Source organism: Pseudarthrobacter sp. MOO14 (assembly GCF_058267675.1).
Genome location: NZ_CM177849.1, coordinates 3,153,311 through 3,164,914, shown reverse-complemented (window position 1 = coordinate 3,164,914; position 11,604 = coordinate 3,153,311). Strand labels below are relative to the sequence as shown.

8 protein-coding genes and 1 tRNA gene are annotated in these 11,604 nt (G+C 68.8%); 7 read left to right on the top strand and 2 right to left on the bottom strand.

What is annotated here, in order from left to right; all coding sequences use genetic code 11:
- Positions 1-62 precede the first annotated feature (62 nt).
- The gene (locus AC4EEV_RS14830) at positions 63-1,994 is read right to left on the bottom strand and encodes an FAD/NAD(P)-binding protein (RefSeq protein WP_491329312.1); all 1,932 of its coding nucleotides are present in this window, start codon (positions 1,992-1,994) and stop codon (positions 63-65) included.
- An 83-nt stretch (positions 1,995-2,077) separates the two neighbouring features.
- Between AC4EEV_RS14830 and AC4EEV_RS14825 the strand changes: the two genes are divergently transcribed.
- The 4 genes from AC4EEV_RS14825 (at position 2,078) to AC4EEV_RS14810 (ending at position 6,809) form a co-directional block, all read left to right on the top strand.
- Positions 2,078-4,327 (top strand): prolyl oligopeptidase family serine peptidase, encoded by a 2,250-nt coding sequence (locus AC4EEV_RS14825; protein ID WP_491329311.1) that lies wholly within the window; start codon positions 2,078-2,080, stop codon positions 4,325-4,327.
- Positions 4,328-4,858, top strand: a complete 531-nt coding sequence (locus tag AC4EEV_RS14820; RefSeq protein ID WP_491329310.1) for a GNAT family N-acetyltransferase — start codon at positions 4,328-4,330, stop codon at positions 4,856-4,858.
- A 135-nt stretch (positions 4,859-4,993) separates the two neighbouring features.
- Positions 4,994-5,082, top strand: a tRNA-Ser gene (locus AC4EEV_RS14815).
- A 245-nt stretch (positions 5,083-5,327) separates the two neighbouring features.
- Entirely contained in the window at positions 5,328-6,809 is a 1,482-nt protein-coding gene (locus tag AC4EEV_RS14810) for an MFS transporter (RefSeq protein WP_491329309.1), read from the top strand.
- Here AC4EEV_RS14810 and AC4EEV_RS14805 read toward each other — a convergent pair.
- Positions 6,733-8,928, bottom strand: a complete 2,196-nt coding sequence (locus tag AC4EEV_RS14805; RefSeq protein ID WP_491329308.1) for a RecQ family ATP-dependent DNA helicase — start codon at positions 8,926-8,928, stop codon at positions 6,733-6,735. The genes AC4EEV_RS14810 and AC4EEV_RS14805 overlap by 77 nt on opposite strands.
- 152 nt (positions 8,929-9,080) lie before the next feature.
- Between AC4EEV_RS14805 and AC4EEV_RS14800 the strand changes: the two genes are divergently transcribed.
- Genes AC4EEV_RS14800 through AC4EEV_RS14790 form a run of 3 tightly spaced genes read left to right on the top strand, consistent with a single transcriptional unit; the run spans position 9,081 to position 11,466 of the window.
- Positions 9,081-10,499, top strand: a complete 1,419-nt coding sequence (locus tag AC4EEV_RS14800) for a phosphomannomutase/phosphoglucomutase (RefSeq protein WP_491329307.1) — start codon at positions 9,081-9,083, stop codon at positions 10,497-10,499.
- A 6-nt stretch (positions 10,500-10,505) separates the two neighbouring features.
- On the top strand, positions 10,506-11,003 hold the full coding sequence (locus tag AC4EEV_RS14795) for a hypothetical protein (RefSeq protein ID WP_285247422.1): 498 nt from the start codon (positions 10,506-10,508) through the stop codon (positions 11,001-11,003).
- A gap of 13 nt (positions 11,004-11,016) precedes the next feature.
- Positions 11,017-11,466 (top strand): RrF2 family transcriptional regulator, encoded by a 450-nt coding sequence (locus AC4EEV_RS14790; protein ID WP_491329306.1) that lies wholly within the window; start codon positions 11,017-11,019, stop codon positions 11,464-11,466.
- The last annotated feature ends 138 nt before the right edge of the window (positions 11,467-11,604 follow it).

Sequence of the window (11,604 nt, the reverse complement as noted above, 5' to 3'; positions counted from 1 at the left end):
ATCCCTTCCTACGGTTTGGGGGCCGGAAGTGATGGCGCATCGGTGTTCAAGCCCTGGCCGGGTTATCCCCTGTTGAGGATGGCCGCCGCGATTTCGTCCGCATCGCGGAGGGTGCGCTGGCCGCTGCGGTAGGCGGGGCCGCCCTCCTGGAAAGCTTCGGCGGCGATGGCGGTGCCCCATTGTGCCGACGACAGCTGCAATCCCAGGACGAACAAGCCCTCCGTCACCGACCCGTTGGCCCCCACCGGCCGGTACGGGTGGGGCTCCACGTCCAGTCCGGTGGACTCCACCGGGGCGCCTTCGGCGGTCATCATCAGTTTGGAGCGGACCAGCCCGTCCGCCAGCAGCTGTTCCAAGACCGGGGACTCGTTGGCTGACACCCGGTTGCCGGGGGCCAGCGCTTCCACCATGGTCCGCGCCGTCGCGGGCGGCCCGGAAACCCACGGTGAGGAAGCGGCAAACCGCGCCGCCTTCCGGTCCACGCCGAATTTGGGGTCCGGCCCAACGAAGCTCACCACCCCGGCCCGGGCGAGCGCGGCGAGTTGTTCGGAACGCAGCGCAGGCGGACCGCTGGCCAGGCCTTCCACGAAGGACTCGAACCAGCCGCGCAGTCCGGCCACCCAGGATTCGTCGGTGATGCCGCCGTCGGCCACTGCCGTTTTGAGGACGGCGCGTCCATGGTGCAGGGCGCCGATGGCCATCTTGACCGGATCGTCCTCGCCGAGCGCGGAACGGCGTGCGTCGTCCAGCAGGAATTCCACCACGGCGGCGTCGTGCTCGGCCCGGGAACCAAACGAACGGCCCGCCAGCGGAGCGGCCAGTCCCAGCAGGTCCAGGCGGTGCCTGGGGCCGACGTGGACGGCAAGGACGCTGTCCACGCCGTCCTCCCATTTCACGGCGCTGTGCGCATGCGGCTGCAGGGCTTCCTCGAGCGCGGCAAGGAATGCCGGCGCGTCCGGGACCGCTCCCGGGTGCGAGCGCACCAGCGTGGAGTAGTAGGCCCACAGGGTGTCACGGTGCAGCAAGGGCCACAGGTCGTGGTCGAAGGAGGGCCGGATTCCTGCCTTGGCCAACCGCCCGATCGCGGCCTCGGTGAGGTAGCGCAGCCTGACGGAGGGGGCGTAGTAGCCGTCCAGGGCGGCCTTGGCGCGGTACGGGGTGCCGCGCCGGGAGGCCGCGATGATCAAAGGCTCCTGGCCGGAGGGTTCGTACTCGAGCCGGTTGCCGGTGGAGACGAATTTTCCGCCGCGGCCTTCGGTGAGCTGTCCCATGGTGTCAAAGAAGTTCAGTCCCATGCCGCGGACCAGGACAGGTTCGCCGGCCGGGATCCGGGACCAGTCCACATCCGCGGGCGCGGCGGGCGGAAAGTATTGCAAACCCAGCCGCGCGGCCGAATCCTGGAGGTCGCGCTGTTCCGGGTTCAGGCGGGACGGGATGTGCCCCAGGGCGAGCACAACGGAGTTGGCCCTGATGCTCTCCCCGGTGGCCAGCCCGACGTCGAACATTCCGTCCCCGGTGGGGCGCGCCCACAGCGCGGACGTTTCGTGGAATTCGATGGTGACGCCGTCGGGGGCCTTGGCGAGCACGTCCGCCAGGGTGCTGCGAAGGTACCGGCCGTACAGGGCACGGCTGGGGAAGTCCCGCGAACCCAGCACCGCGATTTCGGCCCGTTCGTCATCGGTGAGGGACGGCAGCGGATCCCTCTGCTGCATCAGCCGCCATTCATCGAACGTGATACCGGCAACCGGCGGCGGCAGCGACGGGTCCTGGGGAATCAGCGTGGGATAGAAGGACTGGGTGTTCATGAGGAACAAACGGGACTGCCCGGGCTGCCAGACATGGCCCGGGCCCGCCGGGTATGGATCCACGACGTCGATTCGCAGCCGCACGTGGTGCCCCGCCGCGGCCGTGTGGGCGAGCAGCCGCTCCAGCACACTGGTGCCCCGGGGGCCGGCGCCGATGATGACGGCCCGGGTGCTCTGCGATAATTCCACGCCATCCAGCGTACGGGCTCAGGCCAACCGGCGCCCGCACGCTTGACTTGCCAGCAGTGGGGGATGTTGTTTGGATGGGGCGCATGACCACCACAGCAGCTGATCACGCGTCCGTTCCCGGTCCTGGCCGGGACACCACCGCTACCCCGGCCCCGGGCTCCGCCCCCGAACCAGTCGACGAGAATGTGTGGCTGGAGGACATCTACGGCGAGGAGCAGCTGGCCTGGGTCAAGGAGCAGAATTCCCGCACCGAGGACCTGCTCGAGGGCGCTGACTACGCGGAACTGGAAGCGGGCATCCTCGAAGTCCTGGATTCCACCGACCGGATCGCCATGGTGGGCAAGCGCGGCGACTGGTACTACAACTTCTGGAAGGACCGGCAGAACCCCAAGGGCCTCTGGCGCCGCACCACCTGGGAGAGCTACTGCACCGATTCCCCGGAGTGGGACGTCCTGCTGGACATTGATGCACTGGCCAAGGCTGAGGACGAAGAGTGGGTGTTCCACGGCGCCACGTTCCTGCGTCCGGCCGCGGGCGAGCCCTACCGGCTGGCCCTGCTGGCCCTCTCCCCCGACGGCGGCGACGCGAACCGGTACCGCGAGTTCGACGTCGAAGCACGCGGCTTCGTGGATCCGGCGGAGGGCGGATTCGACCTCCCGACCGCCAAAGGCAACGTGTCCTGGCTGGACGCGGACACCCTGCTGGTTGCCTCCACCGCGGATGGCCTGCCCAGGACGGCGTCCTCGTACGCCCGGACCGCGGTGACCCTCAAGCGCGGCGATTCCCTGGCCGGCGCCCCACGCCTGTTCGAGGTGCCCGAGGACCACATGATGGCTATCGTGGCGCACGATTCCACCCCCGGCTTTGAGCGCACCTTCGCGGTGGACTACATCGACTTCTTCAACCGCACCAACCTGGTGCTGCGGGGCGACGAGTGGGTGCCGATCGATGTGCCCACGGACGTCAACGTGAGCGCCCACCGCGACTGGCTGCTCTTCCGTCCACAGCAGGACTGGACTGTGGACGGCACCACGTACCCGTCCGGCGCCCTGCTCGCGGCCGGGTTCGAGGACTACCTCGCGGGCAACCGGCAACTCACGGTCCTGTTCACGCCCGATGCCCACACCTCGCTGCAGTCCTGGAGCTGGACCCGGAACTTCCTGCTGCTCAACCTGCTCCGGGACGTTTCCTCCGAGATCCGGGTGCTGGATCCCTCCCGGCCGGCCGACGGCGGCTGGGCGGCCACGCCCCTGGACGCCTGCCCGCCGCTGCACGACGTGAACGCCTACGCCGTGGACGACGAGGACGACGAACCGGCCAACGGCGGCGCGGGCGATGACTTTTGGCTCATCGCCACGGGCTTCACCACCCCCACCACCCTCATGCGCGGCACCCTTGAGCGGAGCGCCCCGGACGGGGCAGGCGACGGAACGCCCGGCGTGGTGAGCCGGCACGCCGCCATCAAGGCCTCGCCGTCGTTCTTCGCTGACGGCGACTATGAGGTGGAGCAGCACTTCGCCGTGTCCGACGACGGCACCCGGGTCCCGTATTTCCAGGTAGCCCCGCGCGGGCTGGCCTTGGACGGGCAGAACCCCACCCAGCTCTCCGGCTACGGCGGATTCGAGGTCTCCCGGACGCCCGCTTACAGCGGCACGGTCGGCAGGGCCTGGCTGGAGCGGCGGACGGCTTTGTCGGACGGCACCGACGGGAAGGCGCCGCACTCGCGCGGCGGGGTGTACGTGGTGGCGAACATCCGCGGCGGCGGCGAGTACGGGCCGGCCTGGCACCGTGCCGCACTGAAGGAAAACCGGCACAAGGCCTACCAAGACTTCGCAGCGGTGGCCCGGGACCTGATCTCACGCGGAGTGACCTCTCCGCGGCGGCTCGGTTGCGTGGGCGGCTCCAACGGCGGCCTGCTGGTGGGAAACATGCTCACCCGGTATCCGGAACTTTTCAGGGCGGTCTCCTGCGGTGTGCCGCTGCTGGACATGCGCCGGTACACCAAGCTGTCCGCCGGGCACTCCTGGATCGCCGAGTACGGCGACCCGGATGTTCCCGAGCAGTGGGAGTACATCAGGACCTTTTCGCCGTACCACCTGCTCAAGGACGCGGTGGAGTACCCGGAAACCTTCATCTGGACGGCCACCTCGGACGACCGGGTGGGCCCGGTGCAGGCGCGGAAGATGGCCGCTCGGATGCTGGCCATGGGGATCCCGAACGTGTGGTTCCACGAAGCATTGGAAGGCGGCCACGCCGGCGCCTCCGACAACCGGCAGGCTGCCGCGCTCCAGGCCCGCAGCCAGCATTTCCTCTGGAAGGCGCTGGCGGGCTGAATGGCGGCCGGGGTGGCGGTCCGCAGGGCAGTGGCGGGGGACATCGAGCAGCTGGCCCAGGTACACATCCGCTGCTGGCGGGAAACGTACCGGGGCATGTTGACCGGTGCCTTCCTTGCCTCGGTGGATCCCGCAGGCCGGCTTGCCCTGTGGCGGCACCTGCTGGACCGCCCGGACCCCGCCGAGGCGTGGGTGGCCTGCGACGGCGCGACCGTGGTCGGTTTCGCCGGCCGGCGGCGGCTGCCCGCCCCGGGTTCCCCCGAGGGGCACCCGCCGCCGGCTTCCGGTGACCTGGAGCTGTGGGGGTTGTATGTGCTGGCCTCGCACCAGCGCATCGGCCTTGGCGGCCGACTGCTGACCGCTGCGCTGGGCACCCAGGCGGCGAGCCTGTGGGTGGCGGCGGCAAACAGCAACGCCATCGGTTTCTACCGCCGCTTCGGCTTTGAACCTGACGGCGCCGAGGATGTCCTGGCTGACTGGCAGGACCTGCCGGAAATCCGGATGGTCCGCGCGCAGCAACGCCTCCCCTAGGCCCTCCCTGCGCCGGCATCCCGGGCCCGGCTGCCGGGGGTGGCGCCGTTGCGGCCGGCGGGTTTGCCTGGCCGGGCACCGTTTTGCACTGCATGGCCGGATCTGCGTATCCTTGGTGGGCTAGGAATAGCAATTGGAGACGTGCCAGAGCGGCCGAATGGACTTCACTGCTAATGAAGGGTCGGGGTTAAACTCGACCGGGGGTTCAAATCCCCCCGTCTCCGCGTTTGGCCCCGGTCCCTGGACCGGGGCCTTTTGCGTTTCCGGGCCCGGCCTCGGGGCGCCCCTGGCCAGTCCTAAGCCCGTTCGCGCATCAGCACCTTGAAGGGTGCGCAGACGCGAACAAGCTTCTGATACGACGGACTTTGCGCCTCGCCCACTCGGAAAACCGCCCCGTCCACTCGGAAAACGCTGTCCGGCAGCCGGACGTGGCGAGCGGTGCCTGCCGCAGCGGTGGCAGGATTGGCCCATGGCGCCACGCAGCAACTTACCCCAGCCCGAGGGCACCCGGACGGCATGGAATCCCCGCCTGGCACTCCTGGTGGCGGCGACCTTCTTCATGGAGTTCCTTGACGGAACGGTCCTCACCACCGCCATCCCCAGCATTTCCGCGGACTTCGCCATCCCCGCAGCGGACGTGAACATCACCATGACCGCCTACCTGCTGACGGTGGCCATCGGCATTCCCCTCAGCGGCTGGCTGGCAGAACGGTTTGGTGCGCGCCGGATCTTTTGCCTGGCAATCGCCGTCTTCACCCTGGCGTCGCTCGCCTGCGCCCTCAGCCAGGACCTCACCACCCTGACCTTGAGCCGTATTGCCCAGGGGGCGGGTGGCGCCATGATGGTCCCGGTGGGCACCCTGGTGGTCCTGCGCGGCACACCGAAGTCGGAGTTGCTGCGCGCCACCGCGTTCCTGGTGTGGCCCGGGCTCCTGGCACCGGTCCTCGCGCCGCTGGTGGGCGGAGCGCTCACCACCTACCTGTCGTGGCACTGGATTTTCCTGGTCAACCTTCCGCTCGGTGCGGCCGCGTTCCTGGCCTCCCTCCGGCTGGTCCCGGTAGCGCCGGGCGACCCAGGGCGGCGCTTGGACTGGCCCGGCATGGCACTGACCACTATCGGGGTCGGGGCGCTCGTGGCCGGCCTGGAACTTGCCAGCAGCCACCCCGAACTGCCCTGGGCCGGGATCAGCGCCGCCGCCGGGGCCGCAGCGCTCACGGGGGCCGTGTTGTGGATGCGGCGCACCCCGCATCCGCTGTTCAACCTGCATGTCTTCCGCGCCCGCACGTTCCGGGCCATGGCTACCGGTGGTTTCGTGTACAGGGTGACCATCAGCTCGGTCCCCTTCCTGTTGCCGCTGATGTTCCAGACCGGATTCGGATGGACTCCCCTGCACGCCGGAGCACTCGTGGCCGCAGTGTTCATCGGCAACATCGGAATCAAGCCGGCCACCACGCCGTTGATCCGGAAATTTGGCTTCAAGGCGATGCTGGTGTTTGCCTCGCTGGCGTCCGCCCTGACGTTCGCCGCTTGCGCCCTGCTGACGCCTGAGACCCCGGAAGCATTGATGTTCGCACTGCTGGTCTGCAGCGGGGCGTTCCGCTCCATCGGCTTTTCGTCATATGCGTCCGTCCAGTACGCGGACATCCCGCCGGCCCAACTCACCTCCGCCAACACGGTGTCGGCGACCCTGGTGCAGCTTGCCACGGGATCGGGAATCGCCGTCGCAGCCCTGCTGATCCGGACGTTTGATGGGGTTTCCCTCGGGCACCAGGACGCCGCCGGACCATTCCGGGCCGCGTTCCTGGCCATGGCCGTCCTGATGCTGGCCAGCACCGCGGACAGCATCCTGCTGCCGCGGCACGCCGGGGCTGCCGTCAGCCGGCCTGGGCCAAAATCAGGGGAAGCACCGCTCCCGCCCCGGCCTGCCGAAGGGCGCGCCCGGCGACCGTAAGGGTCCACCGGCTGTCCGCGAGGTCGTCAATCAGCATGACCGGCTGGCCCTGGGCGGACTGCAGCGCGGCTTCAAGTTCCGGCCCTACCACCAGCCGGTCCCAGACTCCGGCCAGCCTGTACGCGCTGTTCCCGCCACGGCCGCCGGTGGGACCGCCGTGCGCCAACTGCAGCTCGCCAAGGTAGGGGATGCGCCCGATATCCGAGATCCCGCGGGCCAGCGAACCCACCAGTTGCGGTTTGCTGCGGGAAGGGATGCTGACGATCGCGGCCGGCCTGCCGGCTCCGCTCCATCCCGGGTTCCGGGAGTCCCCGGTGCCCCATTCGCGCAGCACCTGCACGCAGGCCTGGAGCATCCCGGGATCCACCGGCCGGTCCTGCGCGCCGGAGGCGAACAGCTCCCGCAAGGCCCCACCCCAGCCCAGGTCCGTCAGCCGGGCGAGGACCCGCCCGTCCGCAAGGCCTTCCCCGGGCTTGAGCTTGCCCTTCACCGGAACCCCCAGGCGGTCCATGCCGCTGGGCCACTGCAGGCGCGGCTCCAGGACTCCGCCTGCCCTGCTCAGGGTCTGGCCGGCGGCCGCCGTGGCCTCGGCCGCGACGTCGGCAGGGAACCATTGGCCTGCGCAGTTGTCGCACCGGCCGCAGGGCCGCGCCGTCTCGTCGTCCAGGACCGAGGTGATGTACTCCATGCGGCAGCCCGCCGTGTCCTGGTAGATCACCATGGAGTCCTGCTCGTCCACGCGCGCCTCGGCGATCCGGCTGTAGCGTTCGGCGTCGTAGGTCCAGGGCTGCCCGGTGGAGCGCCAGCCGCCGCCCACCCGTTCCACGGCGCCGTCCACGGACAGCACCTTCAGCAGCAGCTCAAGCGGGGTGCGCCGCAGGTCAACCCTGGCTTCGAGTGCCACCGTTGACAGGGCCGTTCCGGCCTCGGCCAGGGCGGTCAGGACGGCCCCGGCCTTCTCCTCGGACGGCATGGATGCGGTGGCGAAGTATTGCCAGATTTCGCGGTCCTCGGAGCCGGGCAGCAGCAGGACGTCGGCGTTGGCGGCGCCACGGCCGGCACGGCCCACCTGCTGGTAGTACGCCACGGGCGACGACGGCGCGCCCAGGTGGACAACGAAGCCGAGGTCCGGTTTGTCGAAGCCCATCCCCAGTGCCGACGTGGCCACCAGCGCCTTGACCTCGTTGTCCTTCAGCAGTTGCTCCGCCCGTTCCCGGTCGGCCGGATCGGTCCGGCCGGTGTAGGCGAGCACGTGGTGCCCGGCCTCGGCCAGCAGCCTGGCGGTGTCCTCCGCTGCGGACACCGTCAGGGTGTAGATAATGCCGCTGCCGGGGAGGTCTGCGAGGTGCGTCAGCAGCCAACCCAGGCGCGCTTTGGAATCGGGAAGTGACAGGACGCCGAGCCGCAGCGAATCACGGCCCAGCGCACCGCGGATGGTCAGGACCCCGGCCCCGAGTTGTTCCTCGATATCGTGCACCACCCGCGAATTGGCCGTGGCCGTGGTGGCCAGGACCGGCACCGAATCGGGCAGCCGCGTGATGAGGTCGGCGATGCGGCGGTAGTCGGGGCGGAAATCGTGGCCCCAGTCTGAAATGCAGTGGGCTTCGTCGATCACGAGCAGGCCGGTCCGGCGGAGGAGTTCAGGCAACTGGTTTTCACGGAACGCGGGGTTGGTCAGCCGTTCCGGGGAGACGAGGAGGACGTCCACTTCGTCGGCAGCCAGCTGCTCTCGGACCGTGTCCCACTCCAGCTGGTTGGCAGAGTTGATGGCCACGGCGCGGACCCCGGCCCTCGCAGCAGCGGCCACCTGGTCGCGCATCAGGGCGAGCAAGGGCGAGACGATCAGCGTGGGCCCGGCGCCCCGGCGCCGCAGCAGCAGGGAGGCCACGAAGTACACTGCTGACTTGCCCCAGCCGGTGCGCTGGACCACCAAAGCCCGCCGCCCGGCGTCGACCAATGCTTCAATGGCTTCAAACTGCCCGTCGTGGAACACTGCACCGGGATGCCCCACCAGGCCGCGAAGGACCTCGAGGGCCTCAGCGTGGGTGGCGGTTCCGGGGGCATCCGGACCTGCGGCAAGGGTAGTGGCGAGGGTGGACGTGTACTGGTTATCGGCCATTGATTCAGTATCCCAGCACCCCCTGACAGCGGGCACAGCCCGGTGCTGCTATGTGGAAAGCCCCGGCCGGTGCACCCGAATGCGCCCAGCTGTTACGAAAGTGCGCCCGGAACCAGCTTGGCTGCGCCCGCCGCCCACGTAAGATAAAGCCCGTGACTAGCGAACAGACAACGACATTTGATCTCTCGGCATCCTTCAAGGCCTACGACGTCCGAGGGATTGTGGGCGAATCGATCACCGCCGAAATCGTCGAAGCCGTGGGGGCCGCGTTCGTGGATGTCCTCAAGCTCGAAGGCCAGACCATCGTGGTGGGCGGCGACATGCGCCCCTCCTCCCCCGAGTTCACCAAGGCTTTCGCCAACGGGGCCGCAACGCGGGGCGCCAACGTGGAGCTGCTGGACCTGATCTCCACCGATGAGCTGTACTTTGCGTGCGGTTTCCTCAACCGCGCCGGCGCAACCTTCACCGCCAGCCACAACCCCGCCGCCTACAACGGCATCAAGATGTCCAAGGCCGGCGCCGTCCCGATTTCCTCCGAAACCGGCCTCAAGGAGATCCAGGCCCTCGCGGAGCAGTACCTAAACACCGGGTCCATCCCCGCCGCCGGCACCCGCGGAAACATCAGCGTCCGCGACGTCCTCAAGGACTACTCCGAGTACCTGCGCAAGCTGGTTGACCTCTCCGCATCCCGCCCGCTGAAGGTGGTGGTGGACGCCGGCAACGGCATGGCAGGCCTGACCACTCCCGCCGTGCTGGGCGACGCGTTGCTGCACAAACTCCCGTTCGACATTGTTCCGCTCTACTTCGAACTGGATGGCTCCTTCCCCAACCACCCCGCCAACCCGCTGGAGCCGGAGAACCTCCGCGACCTCCAGGCAGCGGTCATCAAGCACGGCGCGGACATCGGCCTGGCCTTCGACGGCGACGCAGACCGCTGCTTCGTCATCGACGAGAAGGGCGAGCCCGTGTCGCCGTCCGCCATCACCGGGATGGTGGCGCGCCGCGAGATCGCCCGCGCCAAGGCGCAGGGCGAGGAAGAGCCCACGATCATCCACAACCTCCTGACCTCCCGTGCCGTCGCGGAGCTGGTGGAGCACGACGGCGGACGTGCTGTCCGGACCCGCGTTGGCCACTCGTTCATCAAAGCGGTCATGGCCGAGGAAGGTGCCGTGTTCGGCGGCGAACACTCCGCGCACTTCTACTTCCGCGATTTCTGGAATGCTGACACCGGCATGCTGGCGGCCATGCATGTCCTGGCAGCACTGGGCGAGCAGGACGGCCCGCTGTCCGACCTGGCACGCGAATACGAGCCCTACGTCAGCTCCGGCGAGATCAACTCCGAGGTGGAGGACAAGCCGGCGGCGGTGGAGCGGGTACGGCAGGCTTTCGCGGACGAGGACCTCACCATCGACACCCTGGACGGCAGCACGTTCACGGCCAACGACGGCAGCTACTGGTTCAACCTCCGCCCCTCCAACACCGAACCGTTCCTGCGGCTCAATGCCGAGGCGACGGACCGGGCCACCATGGAGCGCGTCCGCGACCGCGTCCTCTCGCTGGTACGGGCCTAGCAGCAGATGGCAAAGCACACCGGGCAGCCAACGGAGGGCTCCGGCGGCCAGGAGGGCTGGCGCGATTCTGTTCCGGAAGCCACGGCAACCGACCTGGAGAACCTCCTTGGCACGGGTGTGAGCGCGGCCCAGGAGCAGCTCCAGCGCAACGGCGGCTTTCTGCCCTTCGCGCTCACTGTCCAGAACGACGGCGAGGTGCGGCTGGTTGCCGTCTCCCCGGCGGAGGCCGGGGAGGACACGGACGGGGATTTCGACGCCGAGGCCATGATCCAGGACCTCCAGGCGCTCCTGCGGCAGAACCGGGACGACTTCCGCGCCGCCGCCGTCGTGTGCGACATCCTGCTGGTGGAAGAGGATTCCGACGCCATCCACGTGGCCGCGGAGCACCGGGACGGTTCCCTGTTCGCAGCCGTCCTGCCTTATGCCGCCAACCCCAGCACCCAGTCCTGGGATTTTGGCGAGCTGGGCGCGGATGCCAGCGAGCCGGCCATCTGGGTGGACTAGACCAGCGGCAGCCGTGAAGATCAACGCCTTCGCCGACGTCAGCCTGCGGGCACTCATGGTGCTCGCAGCGGTCCCGGACGGCACCCTGCTGACCACCCAGAGCATCGCGGACTCGGTGGGGACGCCCTACAACCACGTCAGCAAGGCGATGGCCAAGCTGCGGAGCCTGGGGCTGATCGAGGTTGTCCGGGGCCGCTCCGGCGGGTCCCAGCTCAGCCATGCCGGGCGCATCGCCAGCGTGGGGCAGATCCTGCGGCAACTCGATTCCCGGGCAGATCCGGCCGATTGCGTATCACCGGCCGGCAACTGCCCTTTGATCACCGAATGCCGGCTCCGCAGCGCCCTGGCCCGCGCAAGGGAAGCCTTTTACGCGGAACTCGACTCCGTGGTGATCGCGGACCTGCCCCAGGCCCGCCAGATGGCGCCGGTATTCCAGCTGATCGGCCTCCGCCCGGGCTTGTAGCCCAACCCATCCGGGTGTCACCTACCAGTTTGATTTCAATCTTCTACGCAGTGTAGAACTGAGGCAGAAATACTTGTATTTGAAATACAAGTTTTCATCCGGCCGGACGAAGGCCCCGGCCATAACCTCAGGAGTTTC